This is a genomic window from Cupriavidus sp. WKF15 (assembly GCF_029278605.1).
In the GTDB taxonomy this organism is placed as follows: Bacteria; Pseudomonadota; Gammaproteobacteria; order Burkholderiales; family Burkholderiaceae; genus Cupriavidus.
This window is the reverse complement of record NZ_CP119573.1, coordinates 2,472,497-2,494,728: the sequence shown is the minus strand read 5'-3', so window position 1 is coordinate 2,494,728 and position 22,232 is coordinate 2,472,497. Positions and strand designations below refer to the sequence as shown.

Sequence of the window (22,232 nt, the reverse complement as noted above, 5' to 3'; positions counted from 1 at the left end):
ACCGATCGACCATGCGAGTTGAACAACTTACCTGCGCAATCGGTGCCGAGCTCATCGGGGTCAGCCTGGCCGATGCGATCCATGACGACGGTCTGTTCGCCGGCATTCGCGAGGCGCTGCTCAGGCACCGCGTGCTGTTCCTGCGCGACCAGGACATCACGGCCGCCCAGCACGTGGCCTTTGCCCGGCGCTTCGGGGATCTGGAGGATCACCCCGTGACGGGCAGCGATCCGGAGAATCCGGGGCTGGTGCAGATCTACAAGACGCCCGAGAACCCGCCGGATCGCTACGAGAACGCCTGGCACACGGATGCTACCTGGCGCGAAGCACCGCCGCTTGGCGCTGTCCTGCGGTGCCGCGAGTGCCCGCCGGTCGGGGGCGACACCATGTGGGCCAACATGGCGCTGGCGTACGAAAACCTGCCGGCCCACGTCAAGGAGCAGATCGCCGACCTGCGCGCGCGTCACAGCATCGAGGCGAGCTTTGGCGCCGCCATGCCCATCGAAAAGCGCCTGGCGTTGAAGGCCCAGTTTCCTGACGCCGAGCACCCGGTGGTGCGGACCCACCCGGAGACCGGCGAGAAGGTGCTGTTCGTCAACGGGTTTACCACGCACTTCACCAATTTCCACACGCCGGCGCGCGTGCGTTTCGGCCAGGACAACAACCCCGGGGCGGCGGACCTGCTGCGCTACCTGGTGACGCAGGCGACCATCCCCGAATACCAGGTCCGCTGGCGCTGGAAGAAGAACAGCGTGGCGATCTGGGACAACCGGTCGACCCAGCATTACGCCGTCATGGACTATCCGCCGTGCCACCGGAGGATGGACCGCGCAACGATCATCGGAGACCGTCCTTTCTGATCAGGGGCGGGTTGGTGATCGTTGACCAAAAAGGGGGCGGATCGCAAGGTCCGCCTCTTTGTAGCAACGGCGCGCGCAGACGCCGGAAGTCGTAGTGACTGAGCTTGAAAACAAACAAATCAAAACGTTGAACCATGGAGGATGGGAGTAGATGAAGAGAGCAATTCTTGCCCTGGCCGCCGCGATGGCATGTGGTGCAGCCCAGGCGCAGTCCAGCGTAACGCTGTACGGCGTGACCGACGTCAACATCGAATACGTCAACAAGGTCGGCGTCGTGCCGACGCCGGCCAACGGCTTCAATCCTGGCACGGGCCATTCGGTGGTCCGCGAGAACTCCGGCGGCTACTCCGGCTCGCGTTGGGGCCTGCGCGGCACGGAAGACCTCGGTAGCGGACTGAAGTCCGTCTTCGTGCTGGAAAGCGGCTTCAACCTCGATGCCGGCACCCTGCAGCAGGGCGGACGCATGTTCGGCCGCCAGGCCTTTGTCGGCGTCAAGTCGGACAGCTACGGGCAGGTCACCTTCGGCCGCCAGTACACGTCGCTGTTCGTGTCGATGGCCAACTTCGTGCCGGCCCGCTTCGCCACGCAGTATGAACCGGCGGGCGTCATTGCCGGCGCGAACTTCCGCGAGGACAACGTGGCGCAGTACACGGGCACGTTCGGTCCCGTGACCGCCATGGCGCACTGGTCGTTCGGCGTCGGCACCACGCTGCCGCAGATCAATCCCGGTATTCCCACCTTGGGCGGCAATGGCGAAGTGCCCGGCCAGTTCCGGCGCGATTCGGCCTACGGTGCCGGCGTGACCTACATGAACGGCCCGCTCGGCCTGGGCGTTGCCTATGACCAGTGGAACCCGACGATCGGCACTGGCAACGGCACGATAAAAAAGGCGGCCGTCATGGCCAGCTATGCGATTGGCGCGGGCAAGGTGATGGGCGGCTACCGCTGGGGGCAGAACAAGGACCAGACCGGCAAAGAGTTCCTGCGCGACGACTTCTACTGGATCGGTGGGCAGTACCGCGTGTCGACGGCGCTGGACTTCACGCTGGAGTACGACTACCAGAACCTGAAGAACCTCGGCGGCAGCACGAATGCGGCCAATCCGTGGCAGATTGCCCTGATTGCCGACTATGCGTTCTCGAAGCGGACCGACGTCTACCTGACCACGGCATATACGCGCAACGCCGGCCTGGCCATGGACTCGGCGGCAATCGGCTTCGCCACCAGCCTGTCGCTGGGCAACAGCTACTCGCTGTCCAGCGGGCAGAAATCCATGTATGGCGCGGCCGTCGGCATCCGCCATATCTTCTGAGTGCGCCGGGAGACCGGCAAGGAGTAGGTGGTGAGAGTCCACTACGATGAAGGAATAGCGAACCACATCGGCCCCGAGCCGTGCGCAGGCCGCCGCGAGGTGGTCGGCGAAGCGTCGGTAGGGGAGCGTGCGGGCCAGCCATTGAGCCGCGATAGATATGCAATTCCGGGTGCCGACGCGGTTCAGAACGCGGAAGGCAATACGAAGAGGCGCGTGAGCGCGAGCGCCTCAACGACCCGGCGTGGTCGAAGACCCTGGCACGCACGGACGCTCTTTGCACGGGAACCGGGAGATCTCTCGTCTGGCCAGTCGCGGCATGGGCTGGTCCGCATCGGGAAGGCGAGGAGCCGTAGCCGATGATGAACGGACGGGAGAAGTCAGACTCCGCCGTAGTAGCGAAGAAGCCTGCGAACAACGCCGTGAAGGCTCCGGAGTGGGTGGAGCGAAGGGCGGGGACCAAGGGGAGCATGGGTCAGTCCAACACGTGCCGGGCACAGAACCGGGTAAGCGTGCCACAGGGACTGTGGTGCGCGGATACTTCGCGTACCACGCAGTACCAACGAATTCGCGAGCACTCGGCGCTTTCCGTTACCACGTTATGGACCTCTGGCGGCGTGCGCTTCGGCGTCGCAGTCAAAAGGATCACATGACGTGGAAGCGGGTCGAGCGGATCGCGGATGCATGGCTCCCGCCGCCCCGAATCCTTCATCCGTGGCCTGACCGGCGCTTTGACGTCAAACACCCAAGGTAGGAGCCGTATGCCCGAATCGGGCTCGTACGGATCTGTGCGGGGGGTGCTCAGTAATGAGCATTCCTACCGCGATCGACCCGCATGGCGGCGGTGCCGCGGGCAGCTAGCAGCCTGTGCCCACGGCATCCCCGCGAGCTTTGAGATTGGACATTCATAACTTCCTCACCCCGGATGCCGATCTCCGGTCTTTATGACACTTTCCCGGCATCCGGGTTTCGGAGGTTCCACGGGCAACGCCTGTGGGACCTCTTCTTTGTTTTCAACAGGCAACCAGTCCGCGGACAACCGCAGAGGGATCGATGAAGCTGAAGAACAGGGTGGCGATTGTCACCGGAGGCGCCAGCGGGATTGGCGCGGCAACCGTGCGGCGGTTCGTCGCCGAAGGTGCGACGGTGGTGCTGACGGACCTGTCGGAACGCGGCGAGCGGCTGGCCCGCAAGCTGGCCGGCGCGGGGCATGCGGTGCAATTCTCGCGCGTGGACGTCACGCGCGAGCACGAGGTGCGTGAACTGGTGGCAGCGGTGGCGCGGGATTTTGGCCGGCTCGACATCATGGTCGCGAATGCCGGTATCGCGCAGCAAGCCGTGCCGGTCGAATCGCTTACCAGCGAGGCCTGGCACCAGATGCTGGACGTGAACCTCACCGGCGTATTCCTCAGCAACAAGTACGCCATCGCGCAGATGAAGCAGCAGGGAGGCGGCGGCGCGGTCGTCAATGTCGCCTCGGTGCTGGGCCATGTCGGCAGGCCGGGCGCCACGGCATACAACGCGGCCAAGGGCGGCGTGGTGAACATGATGCGCTCGCTCGGTGTGGCCTGCGCAAAGGAGGGCATTCGGGTCAATGCGGTATGCCCCGGGTATATCGAGACACCGTTGATCGCTGGCGCCGGCACCGATTTCCTCGCGCAGGTCACGAACCTCCATCCGATCGGCCGGCTCGGCCGGGCAGAGGAAATTGCCGCGGCCATCACGTTCCTGGCAAGCGATGATGCCTCGTTCATGGCTGGAACCAGCCTGATGGTGGATGGCGGCTATACCGCCCAATAGGAGAAAAGCAAATCATGGAAAGCTTTCGCGGCACTCGTCGCCAGACTGGGCGGCCGCGGGAGCCGGCGGACGGGGGGCAGGACTACACTGAAACCTCCCGACCGATACCGCCCGCGCACATTGCCCGCCAAGTCCCGTTCCCCCCTCGACATCCTTCTCGATGACATCACCGGCTGCCGCGCCTGCGACTTGCCGTGCGGACCGCGCCCGGTCGTGCGGGCAGCCGCCAGCGCGCGCCTGCTGATCGTCGGCCAGGCGCCCGGCCGCCGCGTGCATGAAACCGGCATCCCATGGAACGACCCGTCGGGCGACCAGCTGCGCACCTGGCTGGACATGACGCGTGACGCCTTCTACGACGCCAGACGCGTGGCGATCGTGCCGATGGGCTTCTGCTACCCCGGCAAGGGTGCCAGCGGCGACCTGCCGCCGCGGCCCGAATGCGCGCCCCTGTGGCACGCCCGGTTGCTGGCGACCATGCCACATATCAGGCTCACGCTCCTGGTCGGCCGCTACGCCCAGGCGTACTACCTCAGGGGCCATGCCAGGCCGACGCTGACCGACACGGTTGCCGCTTACGCCGACTACCTGCCCGATTTCCTGCCTTTGCCGCATCCCAGCCCGCGCAACCGGCTCTGGCTGCGTCGCAACCCGTGGTTCGAGGCAGACGTCGTGCCGCGGCTACGGCAGCAGGTGGCCATGGCGCTGGCGGACTGAACGCCGCATCCGGCACCGGTGTAAACCCGGGATCCGCCTAATCGGTCTTGCCTCAATAATTCATGATGATAAACTTTAATTCACAGACATGAATTAGAGGCCTTGGGCCGCACGCGACATGCCGAAATCCCCCGTCTATTTCGTTTCCACCGCAGATACCCCGGGCTACCACCCGGCCAACCACACCGGCACCCTCAACCGCCGGCTGATTTCCCCCGAGACTGTCGGCGCGCGCCACCTCGAAGTCCTGCACGGCACGATCGAGAAGGGCAAGGGCGCGCTGCCGCACGCGCACCCGGGCATCGAGCAGGTCTGCTACGTGCTGGAAGGCCGCGCCATTGCCGAGGTCGGCGGCCAGAGCAAGGAACTGGGGCCGGGCGACTGCTGCTACTTTCCGCCGGACACCATGCACGTGTTCACCGTGGTGAGCGACGAGCCGGCCAAGATCCTCGTGATCTATTCCCCGCCTTACGAAGAATCCCCGGAGCGCGTCGTGCGGCCCGCGTAGCGCCGCCGCCCAGCTTCCGAATTCCAATTCCCCCGTCCGACAGCCGGCGCCACAGACCGGCACTGACACGCTGAAACAGGAGACCAGCATCGTGAAGTTCGCAAAACAGGCTTTGCTCACCCTGGCGGTGGGCTGTGGTGCCGCCATGGCCATGATTTCCCCGGCGGGCGCGGCGGAACCTTATCCGTCCAAGCCGATCCGGCTGGTGGTGCCGTTCGCCGCGGGCAGCGGCACCGACGCGGTGGCGCGCCTGACGGCCAAATACCTCGGTGAATCGCTCAAGCAGCCGGTGGTCGTGGACAACCGGCCCGGCGCCAACGGCACCATCGCGGCCGAGTTCGTGGCCAAGGCGCCGGCTGATGGCTACACGCTGTTCATGACCACCAACACCACGCATTCGGCCAACCCGTCGCTGATGAAGCAGCTGCGCTACGACCCGGTGAAGGATTTCACGCCGGTCTCGCGCATGGGCAACCTGCCGTTCATGCTGGTGGTCAGCCCGTCGCTGCCGGTCAAGACGCTGCCGGAGTTCATTGCCTATGCCAAGGCGCACCCGGGCATGTCCTATGCGAGCGGCAACAGCACCGGCATCGTGGCCGGCGCCACGCTGTCGAAAATGGCCGGGCTGAAGATGCTGCACGTCCCCTACAAGAGCACGCCTCCGGCGATGACGGATGTGATCGGCGGCCAGGTGCAGGTCATGTTCGTCGATTTTGCCGCTGGCATCGCCAACGTCAAGGCCGGCAAGCTGCGCGCGCTGGCGGTGACCACCGCGCAGCGCAGCGCGCTGCTGCCGGACCTGCCGCCGCTGGCCAGCCAGCCTGAGCTCAAGGGATTCGATATCACCTCGTGGAACGGCATCTTTGCGCCGGCTGGCACGCCAGCGCCGGTGGTCGAGCGCCTGAACCATGAACTGGTGGCCATTGCCTCCAGCAAGCAGTACGCCCCGCAGTTCCACGCATTCGGCTTCGAACCGTTCGGCAGCACGCCGGCCGAGCTCGGCCAGTTCGTCGTGGCCGAACTGCAGAAGTGGTCGCGGCTGGTGAAGGACGCCGGCATCGAGGCTGAATAAAAAAGTACGAGGAACACCGACATGAATTTCGATCTCTCCGCCGAACAGCAGTCGATCGTCGAAGCCGTGCAGCAGGTCTGCGCACAGTTCGACATGGAGTACTGGAACAAGCTGGACGTCTCTCACATCTATCCGCACGAGTTCTACAAGACCCTGTGCGAAGGCGGCTGGCTGGGCGTGGCCATGCCCGAGCAGTACGGCGGCGCGGGGCTGGGCATCCTGGAAGCGGCGCTGGTCATGCAGACTATCTCCGAGTCCGGCGCTGGCATGAGCGGTGCGTCGGCGGTGCACATGAACGTGTTCGGGCTGAACCCGGTCGTGGTGTTCGGCACCGACGAGCAGAAGGCGCGCTTCCTGCCGCCGCTGATCGCGGGCAAGGAGAAGGCCTGCTTCGGCGTGACCGAGCCCGACGCGGGCCTCGATACCACCAAGCTCAAGACCTACGCGCGCAAGGTGGAGGGCGGCTATTCGGTGACGGGCCGCAAGATCTGGATCTCGACCGCGCAGGTGGCCGACCGCATGCTGCTGCTGGCGCGCACCACGCCGCTGGAATCGGTGAAGAAGCCGACCGAAGGCCTGTCGCTGTTCTACACGAAGGTGGACCGCAGCAAGATCGAGATCCGCGAGATCGACAAGATGGGCCGCTCGGCCGTCGATACCAACATGCTGTTCATCGACGACCTGTTCATCCCCGAAGAAGACCGCATCGGCGAGGAAGGGCGCGGCTTCGAGTACATCCTGCATGGCCTGAACCCCGAACGCATCCTGATCGCCGCCGAGGCCATCGGCCTGGGCCGCGCGGCGCTGGCCATTGCGACGCAGTATGCGAAGGAGCGCGTGGTGTTCGGCCGGCCCATCGGCATGAACCAGGGCGTGCAGCATCCGCTCGCGCAGGCGTGGATGCAGCTTGAAGCGGCCAACCTGATGATGCTCAAGGCCGCCGCGCGCTACGACGCGGGCGAGTCCTGCGGCGCCGAGGCCAACACCGCCAAGTACCTGGCGGCCGAAGCGGGCCACAATGCCTGCCAGACCGCGATCCTGACGCTGGGCGGCATGGGCTACTCGCGCGAGTACCGCGTCGAGCGGCTGCTGCGCGAGTCGTATATCCCGCGTATTGCGCCGGTGAGCCCGCAGCTCATCATGTGCTTCATTGCCGAGCGCGTGCTGGGCCTGCCCAAGTCGTACTGAGCGGGAGGCCACGATGACGATGCAGAACGCGGCAGCAACCCCGAGGGCCACCGGGCCGCTGGCAGGCGTGCGCGTAGTGGATATGACCTCGGTCGGGATGGGGCCGTACGCGACGCAGATCCTCGCCGACATGGGTGCCGAGGTGATCAAGGTGGAGGCGCCTGCCGGCGACGTCTTCCGGCATGCCGAGCCCGCGCTGCACGCGGGCATGGGCGCCACCTTCCTCAACCTGAACCGCAACAAGCAGTTCCTGGTGCTCGACGTGAAGCGCGCGGACGACCTGGCGCGGCTCAAGGACCTGATTGCCGGCGCCGACGTGTTCATCTCCAACGTGCGCCCGCAGTCGCTGCGCAAGCTGGGGCTGGACTACGAGTCGCTGCGCGCGTCCAACCCGCGCCTGATCTACTGCGGTGCCTACGGCTACTCGGAAACGGGGCCGTACGCCGGCATGCCCGCGTTCGATGACATCATCCAGGCACGCAGCGGCCTGGCGCAGTTCCAGGGTGCCAACAGCACCGAGGGTCCGCAGTACGTCAACACTATCCTCGCCGACAAGGTCGCCGGCCTGACGGTGGCCTATGCCATCCCGATGGCGCTGTACGAGCGCGAGCGCTCGGGGCAGGGCCAGGCCATCGAGGTGCCGATGTTCGAGACGCTGGTGTCGTTCCTTGCGGCGGAACAGCTTGCCGGGCATACGTTCGTGCCAGAGCAGGGCGCATGCGGCTACCCGCGCGTGATGTCGCCGCACCGCAAGCCTTACCGCACGCTGGACGGCTATATTGCGCTGCTGCCATATACCACGCCGCAATGGGCGCGCTTCTTCGCGCTGTCCGGTCATGCGGAACTTGCGGAAGATCCGCGCTATATCGACCCGGCGGCGCGCAGTGCCAATATCGACGAGCTGTATGCCACGCTGGCCGATATCGTCAGCCGCAAGACCACGGCGCAGTGGCTCGCGCTGCTGGCCGATGCCGACATCCCGCACAGCGAGGTGCCGGCATTCGAAGACGTGGTGCAGGACCCGCACCTGCGCGCCACCGGCATGGTGTTCGAGTACGAGCATCCGACCGAAGGGCGCCTGCGCGGCATCGGCATCCCGACGCGCTTCTCGCGCACGCCCGGCAATATCCGCACATGGGCGCAGGCGCTGCCGTCGCCGGACGATGCATGAAGACGCGTACAATCCGCGCACGGCAAGGCTGAAGGAACAGGGAGATGGCGGAATCCGAGACGGGCGACAAGGCAGGGCAGGCCAGCGTGAAGACGGCACTGCGCGTGATCGAGATCATGGAGATCTACGCGCGCGAAGGCCGCTCGCTCACGCTGACGGAACTGGCAAAGCTGCTCGGCGCGCCGATGTCGAGTTGCCTCGGCCTGATCCGCACGCTGGCGTCGCTCGGCTATCTCTACGAGACCGGGCGGCGGCAGGGTTATTACCCGACCAGCCGGCTGCTCAATATCGCCCAGCGCATCTCGCGCAATGACCCGTTGCTGGAGCGCGTGCAGCCCGTGCTCGAAGCGCTGCGCGATGCCACCGGCGAAACCGTCATCTTCGGCAAGCTGCAGGATGACGGGCGCGTGCTGTACCTGGAAGTGCGGGAGTCCCAGAACCCCGTGCGCTATATCGCCACGCCGGGCGAACTGCGCGACGTGCATGTCAACTCGATCGGCCGCGCGATTCTTGGCGCCATGCCGGAAGAGGCGCGCGACGCGGCGCTGGCGAAGGTCTCGTTCCGGCCCCGCACCGAGCGCACCGTGGCCTCCCGTGCAGCGCTGGAGCAGGGCATCGCGCAGTGGCAGCAGCAAGGCTGGTATCCGAACTTCGGCGAGTCGTTTCCCGACCTGGGCGCGATCGCCGTGCCAGTGGACATCGGCGGGGTGGTGTATGGGATGTCCGTGGCCGGGCCGATCCATCGCGTCGAATCCAGCGTGGGGCCGATCGTCGACGCGCTGCGCAGCGGACAGGCTTCACTGAGGGGATAGGGGGATAGGCCGGCGCCTGGGAGCCGGCTACACGCGGTCGCGGGCAATGCTTGACTGTGGAGAATGGTCGTTCTACTATAGCTTCCTATAGAGAACGATCATTCTCGCGTGAGCGAAAGACCATGACCGAAGATACCGAAGATCTCTCCGCGCAATCCAGGTTGCTCGAAGCCACCGAGCAGCTCATCTATTCGGGTGGCATACACGCCACTGGCATGGATGCCATCGTCAAGGCGTCGGGGGTGGCCCGCAAGAGCATCTACCGGCTCTATCCGACCAAGGAAGCGCTGGTGTCAGCGGCGCTCAAAAACCGTGACGAGCGCTGGATGGCGTGGTTCATGCGCTCGACCCCGGCTACGGGTGAAGCGTTTGCCCGCGTGATGTCGATCTTTCCGGCAATGCGGCAATGGTTCGAGTCTGAAGGCTTCCATGGTTGCGCCTTCATCAACGCGACGGGCGAGACAGAGGATCCGCAAAGCGAAATCCGCGCCGTTTCCAGGTTCCACAAGCAGCGCCTGCTGGCCTACCTCAATGAACTGACGCAGGCCTGTGGCTTGCCGGATCCCGGCGAAACCGCGCGGCAGCTACTCGTACTGATCGACGGCGCGACTGCCGTAGCGATGGTCAGCGGCGATGCCAGTGCCGCCGACAGCGCCGGCAGGGCCGCGGCCGTGCTGCTCGAATCTTCCCGGTCCGTCAATGGACCGTCTTCGTCCCACCATTGAGGTGCTCCCCATGACATCCAACTCCGAAATCCGTCCGCCGCTTCCGCCGTTCACGCGCGAAACCGCCATCGAGAAAGTCCGCCTGGCCGAAGACGGCTGGAATACGCGCGATGCCGCGAAAGTCTCGCTGGCCTACAGCCTGGATACTCGCTGGCGCAACCGCGCCGAGTTCGCCAATAACCGCGAAGAGGCACGCGGTTTCCTGGAGCGGAAATGGAAGAAGGAGCTCGACTACCGCCTGATCAAGGAGCTGTGGGCCTTCGGCGGCAACCGCATCGCCGTGCGCTATGCCTACGAATGGCACGATGACTCGGGCAACTGGTTCCGCTCCTACGGCAACGAGAACTGGGAGTTCGGCGAGGACGGACTGATGATCAACCGGTACGCCAGCATCAACGACATGCCGATCAGGGAGGCGGATCGCAAGTTCCACTGGCCGCTTGGCCGTCGTCCGGACGAGCATCCGGGGCTGTCGGAACTGGGGCTCTGACGGCAACTGGAAGCGTGCCCCGGCGTGCAGGCCGGGGCGGGGAGACTGCGTCGCCTGATGCGCTGCCGGTTGAAGTCTGGACTGGCGCGGACTGGCTTTAAGGCTCGCGCATCGCCGACCGGAATGCCGGATCGGTCAGCAGCGTGCCCACCAGCTTGCGATAGAGCGCCTCATACTGGCCCGCGGCCTGCGGGATAGCCGACACGCCCATGAAAGGCGAATCCCACTTTGCGCTGACACCGAGTTGCTTGTCATAGCGGACCGTGCCGGCGCGCGTGACGACGAACCTTGCGCCGAGCGATGCGGTACCCTCGCCTACGGGGGCATTCACCTCGCTGTCCGACAGGACGCCCGTCACCACTGTTCCGGCCTTGGGATCCAATAACCCTGCGGAAGCCAGCTCCACGCGCAAGGTTTCCCGCAAATACTGCGCGAGGGAACCGTCAACGGGCGAGCGCAACGAATTGCTTCGGATGCTGACGCCACGGTCCATGCCAGAGCCTTTCGCGTCGTCGGCGACGAACCGCCCGACGTCGACAGGCGCGAAGCCGGCGCCACGCATGACGGTGGCGTTTTCCACCGTTGCCTTCGGTTGCCCCATCTGCATTTCTGCACAGCCGGCCAGTTGCAGCAAGCCGGCGAGGAGGGCCACCAGAACAGTCAGGCGGACGGGGCGCCCGGCAATGGCGATGTCAGTGGAACGACGCGTCATCCGACAGTTCCTTCAGCGCGTTGCTCAGCACATCGCGCGTCATCTGGTGGACCGCCGCCGCGATGCTTTCGGACTTGACTGCGCCGGGGGGAGGGTTCGCATTGCCGACCGTGGTGTGGATCGCGTGGCGCGCTGTCTTGACGATTGCTGCCGACTGACCGGCCGGAAGATAGCTGACTGTGCAGACATAGCCATCGGACACTGCGCTGCCTGCTAGTCCGAATGTCAGCCCGGTGACGAAGCCCTTGCTGGCGGCGTCGTCGGTCAGGGGAATGTTGTTGAGTGTCACGCTGAGCAGGGAAGCCCCTGGCGTCGGCTCGGTGGTGACCTTCGAGAACAGCCCGCTTTCCGCCACCTGCTTCGTGACATCTTCCTTAAGGAAGTTGGTGGCCCGGGCGTTGGGCGCGCCTTTCGACTGGAACTCGAAAGCGAGCTGGACCGGCCTGGGTTGCTCGGGCTTCTTCATGCTCGCTGCGGGGATTTCCTTGGTCGCCGTATCGACATAGCTGGTGGCACAGCCGGACAGCAGCGCGGCGCCGGATATTGCCAGGGCGAGGGAAATTCGACGAACAACGGACCGACCAGAGTGGTTTCCTGAACTGTTTTGCATGGCTCTTCTTTTGTTTTGAGGGATTCCTACGCCGGCTGGCCGGTTCCCGATGCGGGCTTTCCCATGCATCGCTCCCTGACGTCAGCCGTCGTTAAGAGACTATCGGCCGGGTGGGCCGGGAGCTGACCCTACTGAGGCAGGGGGTAAAGCAACGGTGAAACGGCGATTCCAGGCAATCTGGGGAAACCCGATATTGAGAACAATTCCCGTTTAACGGTACGATCTCGCCATCGCCTGTCACGGGCTTACTGTCGGAGACTCCCATGCTCAAGATCATCGCCTTCGCCGCCGCCGCTGCGGTTTCTACCGGTGCACTCGCCAGTGCCAAGTGCGTGTCTCATCCAAAATCCGAATGGATGGCGGAAGCCGACGCCCGGGCCAAGATCGAGGCGCAGGGCTATGTCATCAAGAAGTTCAAGGTGGATGGCAACTGCTACGAGATCTACGGCACGACCAAGGACGGCAAGAAAGCGGAGATCTACTTCGACACCAAGACCCTGGATATCGTGAAGTCCGAGATTGGGAAATAAGGTCCTCTGCCTCATCGGTTCCGCCATGCAGGACAAGGCTTCGTTCCGAGTCTGGGACCTGGTCGTCCGTGTCACGCACTGGAGCGTGGCGGTCCTGGTCTTCTGGGACCTGATCGAGGATTCCGGCGGCCGCCTGCACCGCGCGCTTGGCTATGTGGCCGCCGGTCTCGTGCTATTGCGCATGCTCTGGGGTTTTGTCGGCAGCGAGCATGCACGCTTCCGTGCGTGGGTGCCGCAGCCGGCTGGCGTGCTGGCCTACAGCAAGGCCTTGGTGCAGCGCCGCGCGCCGCGCTTCCTCAGCCACACGCCGCTTGGCGCGGTCATGATGCTGCTGATGTGGGCATTGATCCTGGCGCTGGCAGTCACCGGATGGATGTCGCGGCTCGATGCCCTGTGGGGCGAAGACTGGCCGATCGACATCCATGGCGCGCTCGCGGACATGCTGACCGCGCTGATCATCGTCCACGTGCTTGCCGCCGTGGTGTTCAGCGTGACCGGCAAGGAAAATCTGGTGCTGGCGATGCTGACGGGGCGCAAGCGCCGGAACCACGACGCTTAGCATCCAGCGGTCAGGCGCCTTCCTTCATCGTCTCCTGCGCCGCTTCATACTGCCCCAGGCAAGCCTTGCCATTGAGCAACGAGCGCTTCAGCAGTGCCTGCTGCGCCGTTCCGAGATTAGCCGCCTGTCCGCGCCATGCGGCGAGCGGCGGCTCCTGCAGCGCGCGTCCGTAGGAGAAGCTCAGCGGCCACGGCATCGGGCCGAGCCGGTTCATGGCATCGAGGTTCGCGGTCGCCTGTTCGGGGGTCTGTCCGCCTGACAGGAAGAAGATGCCGGGCACCGCCGCCGGCACCGTGCGCTTGAGCGCGCGCACGGTCTCGCTGGCCACGTCCTGCACGGATCCCTGCTGCGCGCACTTCTTGCCGGCGATCACCATGCTCGGCTTGAGCACCATGTGTTCGAAGACCACGCCATAGCGATGAAGCGCATGGAACACCGCATGCAGCACGCGTTCGGTCACGGCCGCGCAGCGCGCCATGCTGTGGTCGCCGTCCATCAGGACTTCAGGCTCGACGATCGGCACGATGGCCGCTGCCTGGCAGATCGCCGCATACGCGGCCAGCACCTGCGCGTTGGCCTGCACGGCAAGCGCGCCGGGCAAGGTGTCCGAAACATTGATCACCGCACGCCATTTGGCGAAGCGTGCGCCCTGCTGGCGGTAGCCCTCCAGCCGCTTCGGCAATCCATCCAGCCCTTCCGTGATCTCGTCGCCCGGCGCATTCACGAGCGGCACCTTGCCCTTGTCGACCTTGATGCCGGGCACGATCCCCTGGCGCGCGCAAAGCTCGGGCAGCGGCGTGCCGTCGTCGGCGCGCTGGCCCAGCGTTTCCTCATACAGGATCACGCCGCTGATATGCGCGCCAAGCCCTGGCGTCGACAACAGCAGGCTGCGCCATGCACGGCGGTTTTCTTCATTCGACTCCACGCCGATGGTGGCGAAGCGCTTGGCAATGGTGGGGCCGCTTTCGTCGGCGGCGAGCAATCCCTTGCCCGGCTGCACCATGGCTTTCACCGTGGCCTGCAGTTCGCTTGCGGTATCCATAGCTTCTCCGGTTCTCCAGCTGTCCTGTCACGGCGCGCGCCCAAAGGCTTCGCGCAGCTTGCCCTTGGCACGCTGGAGTACGTTCAGCTGCGTCTTCGGCAGGTTGCGGCCCGCGCGGTTGATGTAGAAATTGAGCATCGACATCGCTGACTGGAACGCCGTGCCCTTGCGCCGGCGGCTGTGTTCGGCAGAGCGCTTCAGCGAAGCGGCGATTTCCTTCGGGTCGGTGCGCTTGAAGGTGTCGGGTTCCAGGTCCAGCGCGTCACTGTGTTCACCGACCTGCTTTGACCAGCGGCGCGCATGGCGGCCATGGCGGCGCTGCTTGCTGGACTGTCGTGTGGATCTGGCTGCGGCCACTGTGCATCCCCAAAACGGCTGCTCTCTATCCCAGACTAGGCGATTCCAGGTGCAATGTGGGTGCCAGGGGCGCTCCTTTGCGTGGGAGCGGTTACATCAGGGCGGGGCATCACAAGGCGGCCCGATGTCGCTGCCCCGCTTGATGCCCCGCTTGATGCCCCGCTTGATGCCCCGATTGAGCCCGCAGCCGGATACGGCGTGGCCTCAGCCCATGATCAGGCTGGCTACGAGCGTCTTCTGATCCCTGCTGAACTTGCGGGTAGCTTCGGCGAGGTCGGCGCTGACGCTGGCCATGGCGGCCGTCAGCCCGTCAACCTCGGTGCGCAGCGCCTCGATGCACATGCGGCGCTGCTCGGGGTTGCCGGTCGTGCTGTTGCTGAGCTCCTGCAATTCCTGGACCTTCTGCTCAAGCTTCTCGCGCAGTTCGCGCAGCCGCTTGACCAGCTTTTTGACGTTGTCGGGCAGGTTGCTGTTGTCGATTTCGCTGTCCTTGGCGGCTGCCTCCTTCGCCGCGCGTCCGGAACCCAGGATGCTCCCGGGCATGGAGATCCGGACATCGGCACCGGGCCGCGCCGTGGCGCTACCCGGCGTATCGGCAGCCGCGTCCGCTGCCATGGCGGGAGTATCCGCAGAGGAGGGGACGGGCGGGCTTGCCGTGGCGGATTCGATCAGGCTCATGGTGATGCTCCAGTTGAGGGACTGCTTGCGATTTGCTGCACGCCACGCCGGGGGCAACGTACGTACGAGGCTGGGGAACGGAATATGCGGGGGATGCCAGCGTTATCGGCACAGGATTGCCAGCTTTAAATCACATCGACGGGATATTGCGGTACCGCAAAGTCCTCCGTGCGGCGGAAATATTCCGTTACACACTCCGCGGGCGGCCCGTCAACAGTACGCTGCCGGTCGACGTTTTCAGGAGCAACGCGCAACCTCGCGCGTCCTTCCGGAGACTGACAATGAAGAAAGTCCTTGCCATCCTGACCCTGGGCCTGTTTGCCGCTGGTGCATTTGCGCAAGCGCCGGCTGCCGCGCCGGAGTCGAAGGAGCCTGCCAAGGTGGAGAAGAGCAACCACAAGGAGAAGACCCACGCTCACAAGCACGCGAAGAAGCCTGCCGCCGACAAGACGGCGCAATAAGTGCCGGGCTGATGGGTTTGCCGTGCGGCGCAGCCTCGGCAGGAGGCTCCGCCGCTTTTTTTTCGGTTCTTCGCCGGATTGCGGGAATGGGGGAGGGGGGCGTGTTTGGCAGGCGCCGCTGTTTCGCCGGCGTAGCCGGCGAAACAGCGGCGCCTGCCAAGAACGACAACCCCGTCATTCCCCATCCCCCGCAATCCGGCAAAGAACCTTTTTTCTTGCCGCGCCGCTCAGAACTGGTAATTGATCGACAGATCGAAGGCCCCGCCCGTCGCAGTCTGCGTGAGGGGGCTGCGCTTGGCATCGCCCACGAGCTGCAGCACCGAGACATCGGTCGTGGCGAACCAGTGCTTGTCGAAGAACCAGACCGCGCTGAGGCCGAAGCCGTAGGAGCGTACGCCGCCGCCCGGGCTGAACTGCGGCCGTCCGGGCCGTGCCTGCGATGCGCTCACGCCGTACCAGGCGTTCATGTAGCGCGAGTCCGCCAGGGTCAGCGTGGGGCCCGCGAACCAGTAGAACTTCTCGGAGCTGCCCGGCAACGGCATGTAGGCGCCGATGTCGCCGATCCAGCCATCCGAGCCACCCAGGCTGCGGCGCGCGTCGACGCGCATCACCAGCGGGAATTCCTTGGACACGGCGTATTCTGCAAAGAGCTTGGCTTCCGGCGCCGGGTTGATGTTCTTCATGCCGTCCAGCAGCGGGGAATTTTCCTCGGCGCGCCGGCCCAGGTTGTAGGTCAGCGCAATACCTGCCCGGTAGTTCTTGCCGCGCAGGACATTGACACCGAGGCCTTCGCCAATCGAGGCGAACGCGATGTCGCGGTAGCGGATATCGACGCTGGGTCCGCCGATCACGATGTATTTCGACGAGCCGTCATAGTGCGGGCGCAGCATTGCCGCCGCGCCAAGGCGGACTTCCCATTCCGGAATGGTCTCTTCGAACAGCTTTTCGAGCGGCACGCCGACGGAGAACTGCCATTCGGCCAGCGGGGCCGGCGTCTGCGCTTGCGCTTGCGTCGACGCCAGAGCGCCCAGCGCCAGCAGGTACGCTGACACGCGCATGCGGCAGCCGGCGCGTGGTGTACTGGAAGCAATTGCGATTCCCGGGGTTTTCACGTTCTTCACGTATTCCTCCTGACCGCATGCCATGCAAGGGCGGTCTTTTTCTTGTATCTGGCCGAGCAAGCGCGATGCCCGATGCCTCAGCTGGTCATGCGGCTCGCGCGGCCCGGCAAAGCCGTGCAAGCCATCTCAAACTTCCCTGCCGCTCGCAGAATCTGCATCGGCACCGGTCATGCAATGGTATCGACTACGCCGCCATCCACGCGCAGCGCGGCACCGGTCGTCGCGGACGCCTGCGGCGAGCACACGTACACGATCATGTTGGCCACTTCATCGACGGTCGCCGCGCGCTGAATGATAGATGAACTGCGATGCGCTTTGACGAAATCCGCCGCGACTTCCTCCACGGGTTTACCGGTGCGCTTGACTTCATCAGCCAGCATTTCCTCCACGCCTTCCGACAGGGTTGGTCCGGGCAGCACCGCATTCACCGTCACGCCGGTACCGGCCAGCCGCTTGGCCAGCCCGCGCGATACCGCGAGCTGTGCGGTCTTGGAGAAACCGTAGTGGATCATCTCCACGGGGATGTTCAGCCCGGATTCGGACGAGATGAACACGATCCGTCCCCACTTGCGCTGCACCATGCCGGGTGCGTAGGCACGCGACAGCCGCACGCCCGACATCACGTTGGTTTCGAAGAAGCGCGTCCATTCGCTGTCCGGCGTCTCGAAGAAATCCTGAGGGTTGAAGATGCCCAGGTTGTTGACCAGCACGTCGACGGCCGGCACTTGCGCCAGCAGCGCTTGCACGCCTTGCGGCGTGGCCAGGTCGCCGGCGAACGTGACCACGTCCGCGCCGGTCACTTCGGCGCGCAGCGTGTCCGCCGCCTTCGCCAGCGCATCGGCCTTTCGCCCGTTCAGGATGATGCGCGCGCCGGCCTGCGCCAGGCCCCTCGCCGTGGCAAAGCCAATACCCGCGGTGGAACCCGTGACCAGGGCAGTCTTGCCCGACAGATCGATCTTCATGGCGGTACCTTTCAGGATGTGCGCCGAACGCGGCGCAGGAGGCCTCGGAGGATGGCATGGACGGCACCTGGCATGGCGCCGCCCGCCGCCCCTGCGTTTGTACTACGAACGGCCAAGGCTTGCAGGCGAGGGGAATGCGGAGGATGTAGCGCAGGCGCCACGGTGGCCGTGGGCCCTGAAGGAGGGAACGCGGTCCGGAACAGAGGCCGGACCGCGCAAGCGGCGGGGGATTTACTTGCCGCCGAGCACGCTGGCGATGGCCTTGGCGACCACCGTCACATTGCGTTCATTGAGCCCGGCCACGCACATGCGGCCAGAACGCAGCAGGTACACGCCGTGGTCTTCACGCAGGCGGTCGGCCTGGCCGGCGGTGAGGCCGGTGTATGTGAACATGCCGCGCTGGGTCAGGTAACGCGACAGCGCTTCACCGCTGACATGGTCGCGCAGGTTGTGGTGGATGGCCTGGCGCATGCGTGCGATGCGGTTGCACATCTCCGCCAGTTCCTGCTGCCACAGCGAGCGCAGCTCAGGCGTGGTCAGCACCTTGGCCACCACGCGTGCGCCATGCGTCGGCGGGTTGCTGTAGTTGGCACGCACCGCACCGGTCAGCTGGCCCAGCACGTTGGCCGCTTCGCCAGCGCTGTTGCACACCACGCTCAGGCCACCGCAACGCTCGCCGTACAGCGAGAAGTTCTTCGAGAACGAGTTGGCCACCAGGCACGGCACGCCCTGGCGCTCCAGTTCGCGGATCGCGAACGCATCTTCCTCCAGGCCTTCGCCGAAGCCCTGGTAGGCCATGTCGACGAACGGCAGCAGTTCCTTCGCCTTGAGCACGCCGACGAGCTGGCGCCACTGGTCCTGGTTCAGGTCCACGCCGGTCGGGTTATGGCAGCAAGCGTGCAGTAGCACGATGCTTTGTTTCGGCAGCTTGCCAATGGCGTCGACCATGGCGTCGAACTTCAGGCCACCGGTGGCATCGTCATAGTAGGGATAGGTGTTGACGGTGAAGCCGGCGCGCTCGAACACGACGCGATGGTTTTCCCAGCTCGGGTCGCTGATCCATACCTGCGACTGCGGGAAGTAGCGCTTGAGGAAGTCGGCACCGACGCGCAGCGCGCCCGAGCCGCCCAGGGTCTGCAGCGTGGCGACGCGGCCGGCGGCGCGGGCCGGGCTGTCCTCGCCGAACACCAGGGCCTGCACGGCATTGCGGTAGGCCACCAGGCCCGACATCGGCAGATAGGGGCGCGGGCCCATGTCGGCCAGCAGCGCGGCCTCCGCCTTTTCGACGGCCTGCATCACCGGCAGGCGGCCGTCGTCGTCGAAGTAGATGCCGATGCTCAGGTTGACCTTTTCGGTGCGCGGGTCTTTCTGGAAGTCTTCGTTGAGCGAAAGGATCGGGTCACCGGGAAAGGCCTCGATATGTGCAAACATGGGATTCTCAGGATTCTGGGTCGGGGCTGGAGCGTGCGCGGCCGGCCGGGCGCCGGGCGCACAGACTGAAGTGTAACCGGCGGCGCGCCATGGCGCCCCGCCGTTGTCTTGCCGGGGACTTACCGGGCCGAAACGCTGCCCTGCAGGGCCGGCACGGCGTTCTTCTGGCGCAGGCGGTAGCTGATGCCGAGCACGGCCAGCCACACCGGGATCAGGTACACCGAGATGCGCAGGCCGTCGGTCAGGTACATCACGTACAGGATGCCGCCCAGGAATGCCAGGCACAGATAGTTGGTCAGCGGGTAGCCAAAGCTCTGGAAACGCGTTTCCTGGCGGGCCTTGCGCTTATCGGCGCGGAACTTCAGGTGGATGATGCTGATCATGGCCCAGTTGATGATCAGGGCCGAGACCACCAGGCCCATCAGCAGTTCGAACGCCTTGCCGGGCATGAAGTAGTTGATCAGCACGCACAGGCCGGTGGCCGCCGCCGAGACGCCCAGCGCCGTCAGCGGAATGCCGCGCTTGCTGACCTTGAGCAACGACTTCGGTGCATTGCCCTGCTGGGCCAGGCCGAACAGCATGCGGCTGTTGCAGTACACGCCGCTGTTGTAGACCGACAGAGCGGCCGTCAGCACCACCACGTTCAGCACATTGGCCACCCAGTTGCTGTTCAGCGCGTGAAAGATCAGCACGAACGGGCTGCCGCCGGTCACGACGTTTTCCCACGGGTACAGCGACAGCAGCACCGCCAGCGCGCCGACGTAGAAAATCAGGATGCGGTAGATGACCTGGTTGGTCGCCTTCGGGATGCTCTTCTCGGGCTGGTCGGCTTCCGCCGCCGTGATGCCGACGAGTTCCAGGCCGCCGAACGAGAACATGATCACCGCCATGGCCATGACCAGTCCGCCCAGGCCGTTCGGGAAGAAGCCGCCGTGCTGCCACAGGTTGGTGATGCTGGCCTGCGGGCCGGCATTGCCCGACACCAGCAGGTAGCCGCCGAAGCCGATCATGCCGATGATGGCCGCGACCTTGACGATCGAGAACCAGAATTCCATCTCGCCGAACGACTTCACGCTCGACAGGTTGATGGCGTTGATGATCAGGAAGAACGCCAGCGCCGAGACCCAGGTCGGAATGCCGGGCCACCAGTACTGCACGTAGATGCCGACCGCCGACAGCTCGGCCATGCTCACCAGGATGTACAGCACCCAGTAGTTCCAGCCCGACATAAAGCCGGCGAAGTGGCCACAGTACTTGTTGGCGAAGTAGCTGAAGGAGCCGGCAACCGGCTCGTCCACCACCATCTCGCCGAGCTGGCGCATGATGAAGAAGGCCACGATGCCCGCGACGGCATAGCCGAGCAGGACCGAGGGGCCGGCCATCTTGATCGTCTGGGCGATGCCCAGGAACAGCCCGGTGCCGATGGCGCCACCAAGGGCGATCAGCTGGATGTGCCGGTTCTTGAGGCCACGCTTGAGCGTGCCGTCATTGTTGCTTGCAACCATCTGTGTTGTTTCCTCTACCCATTCTTATGGAATGGCATGCGCAGACCTGGCGTCTCTTGCTGTGCGGGTGGGACGCCTGGGCCGTAAGGATCGCCGGGCATGGGGTGCGGTGCCCGGCGACGGTGACAGGACGGGGCCGGTCAGGCCTCGACCTTGAGTGTGCCGCGCGCGATCTGGTCGCGCTCCAGCGATTCGAACAGCGCTTTGAAGTTGCCTTCGCCGAAGCCATCGTCGCCGCTGCGCTGGATGTACTCGAAGAACACCGGGCCGAGCACGGTCTTCGAGAATATCTGCAGCAGCAGGCGCGGCTTGCCGCCTTCGGTGGTGCCGTCCAGCAGGATGCCGCGGGCCTTGAGCTGGTCCACCGGCTGGCCGTGGCCGGGCAAGCGGGTATCCAGGGCCTGGTAGTAGTAGTCGTTCGGCGCCGTCATCAGTTCCACGCCGGCGAGCTGGAGGTTGTCGATGACTTCGATCAGGTTGTCCGTCAGGAAGGCGATGTGCTGGATGCCCTCGCCATTGAAGGCCATCAGGAATTCCTCGATCTGGCCGGCGCCCTTGGACGATTCCTCGTTCAGCGGAATGCGGATCTTGCCGTCCGGCGCGGTCATGGCCTTGGAGGTCAGGCCCGTGTATTCGCCCTTGATGTCGAAGTAACGGATCTCGCGGAAGTTGAACAGCTTCTCGTAGAAGCTGGCCCAGTAGGCCATGCGGCCACGGTAGACGTTGTGCGTCAGGTGGTCGATCAGCTTCAGGCCGTGGCCTTCGGGGTGACGGTCCACGCCCTCGATGAACTCGAAGTCGATGTCATAGATCGATTTGCCTTCCTCGAAGCGGTCGATCAGGTACAGCGGCGCGCCGCCGATGCCCTTGATCGCGGGCAGGCGCAGTTCCATCGGGCCGGTCGGGATTTCCACCGGCTGCGCGCCGAGCTCCAGCGCGCGGGCATAGGCCTTGTGCGAATCCTTCACGCGGAACGCCATGCCGCAGGCGCTCGGGCCGTGTTCGGCGGCAAAGTAGGCGGCGTGGCTGTGCGGCTCGCGGTTGACGATGAAGTTGACTTCGCCCTGGCGATACAGCAGCACGTCCTTGGAGCGGTGGCGGGCCACCAGCGAGAAACCCATCTTCTCGAACAGCGGCTCCAGCACATTGGGGGTGGGCGAGGCGAATTCGACGAATTCGAAGCCCATCAGTTGCATCGGGTTGTCAAAGAGGTCGGCCATGGTTTGTCTCACGGGGAAGGTAAGTGTTTTGATCTCACGCGCCGGATAGGGTGCCCGGCAGCGTGGGGGAAAAGGGAAAAGCGGGCAAGCGCTGGAATCAGCGCACGCGTGTCCGGAGCCCGGGGTCGTGCCGGTGGGCGTTCTGACGTGGCAGGGACGGTAGGCGAGTGGTCATGGGGCGCTTGCAGGCCGGCCGGTTGGCCGGGAAATAATATTGCGAACGGTGCGCCACGATCGTGACCTGCGGCGCGCGCTGGCAATGTCTGGAAGTCTCTCTGGCTCCTCGTAGGCATTGCCAATCTTGGATGCAGTGTATATTCTGGCCGACAAAATTGGATTTCATAACTCACGCAGGGAAACCCTGAATTACGAAATCTGATTGCATGTAATCGAAT

At 64.9% G+C, this 22,232-nt stretch carries 24 protein-coding genes; 14 read left to right on the top strand and 10 right to left on the bottom strand.

The genetic code is table 11. The annotated features are described in order from the left end of the window. Positions 1-11: 11 nt before the first annotated feature. From CupriaWKF_RS28815 to CupriaWKF_RS28765, 11 genes are all read left to right on the top strand, one after another. Positions 12-860 (top strand): TauD/TfdA family dioxygenase, encoded by an 849-nt coding sequence (locus CupriaWKF_RS28815; protein ID WP_276101826.1) that lies wholly within the window; start codon positions 12-14, stop codon positions 858-860. Positions 861-1,011: 151 nt separating this feature from the next. Further along, a complete protein-coding gene (locus tag CupriaWKF_RS28810) occupies positions 1,012-2,172 on the top strand; it encodes a porin (RefSeq protein WP_276101825.1) in 1,161 nt (386 codons plus the stop codon). 1,050 nt (positions 2,173-3,222) lie between these two features. Beyond that, positions 3,223-3,969 (top strand): SDR family NAD(P)-dependent oxidoreductase, encoded by a 747-nt coding sequence (locus CupriaWKF_RS28805; protein ID WP_276101824.1) that lies wholly within the window; start codon positions 3,223-3,225, stop codon positions 3,967-3,969. A gap of 120 nt (positions 3,970-4,089) precedes the next feature. Further along, entirely contained in the window at positions 4,090-4,683 is a 594-nt protein-coding gene (locus CupriaWKF_RS28800) for a uracil-DNA glycosylase family protein (RefSeq protein WP_276101823.1), read from the top strand. Positions 4,684-4,801: 118 nt separating this feature from the next. Continuing rightward, positions 4,802-5,191, top strand: a complete 390-nt coding sequence (locus CupriaWKF_RS28795; protein ID WP_276101822.1) for a cupin domain-containing protein — start codon at positions 4,802-4,804, stop codon at positions 5,189-5,191. Between the two features lie 91 nt (positions 5,192-5,282). Then, positions 5,283-6,263, top strand: a complete 981-nt coding sequence (locus tag CupriaWKF_RS28790; RefSeq protein WP_276101821.1) for a tripartite tricarboxylate transporter substrate binding protein — start codon at positions 5,283-5,285, stop codon at positions 6,261-6,263. Between the two features lie 21 nt (positions 6,264-6,284). Further along, positions 6,285-7,451: an acyl-CoA dehydrogenase family protein gene (locus tag CupriaWKF_RS28785; RefSeq protein ID WP_276101820.1), complete on the top strand. Its 1,167-nt coding sequence runs from the start codon at positions 6,285-6,287 to the stop codon at positions 7,449-7,451. Positions 7,452-7,464: 13 nt separating this feature from the next. Next, positions 7,465-8,622 carry a CoA transferase gene (locus CupriaWKF_RS28780; protein WP_276101819.1) on the top strand — a complete coding sequence of 386 codons (1,158 nt, stop codon included), beginning with the start codon at positions 7,465-7,467 and terminating at the stop codon, positions 8,620-8,622. Positions 8,623-8,666: 44 nt separating this feature from the next. Continuing rightward, the gene (locus CupriaWKF_RS28775) at positions 8,667-9,434 is read left to right on the top strand and encodes an IclR family transcriptional regulator (protein ID WP_276101818.1); all 768 of its coding nucleotides are present in this window, start codon (positions 8,667-8,669) and stop codon (positions 9,432-9,434) included. Between the two features lie 122 nt (positions 9,435-9,556). Beyond that, positions 9,557-10,159 carry a TetR/AcrR family transcriptional regulator gene (locus CupriaWKF_RS28770; protein ID WP_276101816.1) on the top strand — a complete coding sequence of 201 codons (603 nt, stop codon included), beginning with the start codon at positions 9,557-9,559 and terminating at the stop codon, positions 10,157-10,159. A gap of 10 nt (positions 10,160-10,169) precedes the next feature. Next, positions 10,170-10,649, top strand: coding sequence for a nuclear transport factor 2 family protein (locus tag CupriaWKF_RS28765; RefSeq protein ID WP_276101815.1), 480 nt, complete (start codon positions 10,170-10,172; stop codon positions 10,647-10,649). A 97-nt stretch (positions 10,650-10,746) separates the two neighbouring features. Here the strand turns inward: CupriaWKF_RS28765 and CupriaWKF_RS28760 are convergent, their stop codons facing one another. Both CupriaWKF_RS28760 and CupriaWKF_RS28755 read right to left on the bottom strand, forming a co-directional pair. Further along, entirely contained in the window at positions 10,747-11,361 is a 615-nt protein-coding gene (locus tag CupriaWKF_RS28760) for a hypothetical protein (RefSeq protein ID WP_276101814.1), read from the bottom strand. After that, on the bottom strand, positions 11,342-11,971 hold the full coding sequence (locus CupriaWKF_RS28755; protein WP_276101813.1) for a hypothetical protein: 630 nt from the start codon (positions 11,969-11,971) through the stop codon (positions 11,342-11,344). The genes CupriaWKF_RS28760 and CupriaWKF_RS28755 overlap by 20 nt, the downstream gene beginning before the upstream one ends. A gap of 263 nt (positions 11,972-12,234) precedes the next feature. Here CupriaWKF_RS28755 and CupriaWKF_RS28750 point away from each other — a divergent pair, with 263 nt between their 5' ends. Together CupriaWKF_RS28750 and CupriaWKF_RS28745 are read left to right on the top strand one after the other, a co-directional pair. Further along, complete coding sequence (locus tag CupriaWKF_RS28750; protein WP_276101812.1) at positions 12,235-12,501, top strand: PepSY domain-containing protein; 267 nt, start codon at positions 12,235-12,237, stop codon at positions 12,499-12,501. 25 nt (positions 12,502-12,526) lie between these two features. Continuing rightward, positions 12,527-13,060: a cytochrome b/b6 domain-containing protein gene (locus CupriaWKF_RS28745; RefSeq protein WP_276101811.1), complete on the top strand. Its 534-nt coding sequence runs from the start codon at positions 12,527-12,529 to the stop codon at positions 13,058-13,060. A 10-nt stretch (positions 13,061-13,070) separates the two neighbouring features. On the opposite strand, the gene CupriaWKF_RS28740 is transcribed toward CupriaWKF_RS28745, so the two are convergent. From CupriaWKF_RS28740 to CupriaWKF_RS28730, 3 genes are all read right to left on the bottom strand, one after another. Further along, positions 13,071-14,102: a class I fructose-bisphosphate aldolase gene (locus CupriaWKF_RS28740; protein ID WP_276101810.1), complete on the bottom strand. Its 1,032-nt coding sequence runs from the start codon at positions 14,100-14,102 to the stop codon at positions 13,071-13,073. A 27-nt stretch (positions 14,103-14,129) separates the two neighbouring features. Continuing rightward, a complete protein-coding gene (locus tag CupriaWKF_RS28735; protein WP_276101809.1) occupies positions 14,130-14,459 on the bottom strand; it encodes a DUF3175 domain-containing protein in 330 nt (109 codons plus the stop codon). A gap of 204 nt (positions 14,460-14,663) precedes the next feature. Then, the gene (locus tag CupriaWKF_RS28730; protein WP_276101808.1) at positions 14,664-15,137 is read right to left on the bottom strand and encodes a hypothetical protein; all 474 of its coding nucleotides are present in this window, start codon (positions 15,135-15,137) and stop codon (positions 14,664-14,666) included. Between the two features lie 281 nt (positions 15,138-15,418). Between CupriaWKF_RS28730 and CupriaWKF_RS28725 the strand changes: the two genes are divergently transcribed. Next, positions 15,419-15,598: a hypothetical protein gene (locus CupriaWKF_RS28725; RefSeq protein WP_276101807.1), complete on the top strand. Its 180-nt coding sequence runs from the start codon at positions 15,419-15,421 to the stop codon at positions 15,596-15,598. Between the two features lie 227 nt (positions 15,599-15,825). On the opposite strand, the gene CupriaWKF_RS28720 is transcribed toward CupriaWKF_RS28725, so the two are convergent. The 5 genes from CupriaWKF_RS28720 to hppD all read right to left on the bottom strand — a co-directional run bounded on the left by CupriaWKF_RS28720 (position 15,826) and on the right by hppD (position 21,837). Further along, positions 15,826-16,656: a MipA/OmpV family protein gene (locus CupriaWKF_RS28720; protein WP_276103266.1), complete on the bottom strand. Its 831-nt coding sequence runs from the start codon at positions 16,654-16,656 to the stop codon at positions 15,826-15,828. A gap of 230 nt (positions 16,657-16,886) precedes the next feature. Further along, positions 16,887-17,681 (bottom strand): SDR family oxidoreductase, encoded by a 795-nt coding sequence (locus CupriaWKF_RS28715; protein WP_276101806.1) that lies wholly within the window; start codon positions 17,679-17,681, stop codon positions 16,887-16,889. 231 nt (positions 17,682-17,912) lie between these two features. Next, the gene (locus CupriaWKF_RS28710) at positions 17,913-19,112 is read right to left on the bottom strand and encodes an amino acid aminotransferase (RefSeq protein ID WP_276101805.1); all 1,200 of its coding nucleotides are present in this window, start codon (positions 19,110-19,112) and stop codon (positions 17,913-17,915) included. Positions 19,113-19,231: 119 nt separating this feature from the next. Then, a complete protein-coding gene (locus CupriaWKF_RS28705) occupies positions 19,232-20,617 on the bottom strand; it encodes an amino acid permease (protein WP_276101803.1) in 1,386 nt (461 codons plus the stop codon). Positions 20,618-20,757: 140 nt separating this feature from the next. Beyond that, positions 20,758-21,837 carry a 4-hydroxyphenylpyruvate dioxygenase gene (hppD, locus tag CupriaWKF_RS28700; protein ID WP_276101802.1) on the bottom strand — a complete coding sequence of 360 codons (1,080 nt, stop codon included), beginning with the start codon at positions 21,835-21,837 and terminating at the stop codon, positions 20,758-20,760. Positions 21,838-22,232: the final 395 nt, after the last annotated feature.

Excerpts from the sequence above, each read along its gene's own strand:
- CupriaWKF_RS28815 (WP_276101826.1), top strand. The coding sequence starts at position 12 with ATGCGAGTTGAACAACTTACCTGCGCAATCGGTGCCGAGCTCATCGGG.
- CupriaWKF_RS28810 (WP_276101825.1), top strand. The coding sequence starts at position 1,012 with ATGAAGAGAGCAATTCTTGCCCTGGCCGCCGCGATGGCATGTGGTGCA.
- CupriaWKF_RS28805 (WP_276101824.1), top strand. The coding sequence starts at position 3,223 with ATGAAGCTGAAGAACAGGGTGGCGATTGTCACCGGAGGCGCCAGCGGG.
- CupriaWKF_RS28795 (WP_276101822.1), top strand. The coding sequence starts at position 4,802 with ATGCCGAAATCCCCCGTCTATTTCGTTTCCACCGCAGATACCCCGGGC.
- CupriaWKF_RS28785 (WP_276101820.1), top strand. The coding sequence starts at position 6,285 with ATGAATTTCGATCTCTCCGCCGAACAGCAGTCGATCGTCGAAGCCGTG.
- CupriaWKF_RS28780 (WP_276101819.1), top strand. The coding sequence starts at position 7,465 with ATGACGATGCAGAACGCGGCAGCAACCCCGAGGGCCACCGGGCCGCTG.
- CupriaWKF_RS28775 (WP_276101818.1), top strand. The coding sequence starts at position 8,667 with ATGGCGGAATCCGAGACGGGCGACAAGGCAGGGCAGGCCAGCGTGAAG.
- CupriaWKF_RS28770 (WP_276101816.1), top strand. The coding sequence starts at position 9,557 with ATGACCGAAGATACCGAAGATCTCTCCGCGCAATCCAGGTTGCTCGAA.
- CupriaWKF_RS28765 (WP_276101815.1), top strand. The coding sequence starts at position 10,170 with ATGACATCCAACTCCGAAATCCGTCCGCCGCTTCCGCCGTTCACGCGC.
- CupriaWKF_RS28760 (WP_276101814.1), bottom strand. The coding sequence starts at position 11,361 with ATGACGCGTCGTTCCACTGACATCGCCATTGCCGGGCGCCCCGTCCGC.
- CupriaWKF_RS28755 (WP_276101813.1), bottom strand. The coding sequence starts at position 11,971 with ATGCAAAACAGTTCAGGAAACCACTCTGGTCGGTCCGTTGTTCGTCGA.
- CupriaWKF_RS28750 (WP_276101812.1), top strand. The coding sequence starts at position 12,235 with ATGCTCAAGATCATCGCCTTCGCCGCCGCCGCTGCGGTTTCTACCGGT.
- CupriaWKF_RS28745 (WP_276101811.1), top strand. The coding sequence starts at position 12,527 with ATGCAGGACAAGGCTTCGTTCCGAGTCTGGGACCTGGTCGTCCGTGTC.
- CupriaWKF_RS28740 (WP_276101810.1), bottom strand. The coding sequence starts at position 14,102 with ATGGATACCGCAAGCGAACTGCAGGCCACGGTGAAAGCCATGGTGCAG.
- CupriaWKF_RS28730 (WP_276101808.1), bottom strand. The coding sequence starts at position 15,137 with ATGAGCCTGATCGAATCCGCCACGGCAAGCCCGCCCGTCCCCTCCTCT.
- CupriaWKF_RS28725 (WP_276101807.1), top strand. The coding sequence starts at position 15,419 with ATGAAGAAAGTCCTTGCCATCCTGACCCTGGGCCTGTTTGCCGCTGGT.
- CupriaWKF_RS28720 (WP_276103266.1), bottom strand. The coding sequence starts at position 16,656 with ATGCGCGTGTCAGCGTACCTGCTGGCGCTGGGCGCTCTGGCGTCGACG.
- CupriaWKF_RS28715 (WP_276101806.1), bottom strand. The coding sequence starts at position 17,681 with ATGAAGATCGATCTGTCGGGCAAGACTGCCCTGGTCACGGGTTCCACC.
- CupriaWKF_RS28710 (WP_276101805.1), bottom strand. The coding sequence starts at position 19,112 with ATGTTTGCACATATCGAGGCCTTTCCCGGTGACCCGATCCTTTCGCTC.
- CupriaWKF_RS28705 (WP_276101803.1), bottom strand. The coding sequence starts at position 20,617 with ATGGTTGCAAGCAACAATGACGGCACGCTCAAGCGTGGCCTCAAGAAC.
- hppD (WP_276101802.1), bottom strand. The coding sequence starts at position 21,837 with ATGGCCGACCTCTTTGACAACCCGATGCAACTGATGGGCTTCGAATTC.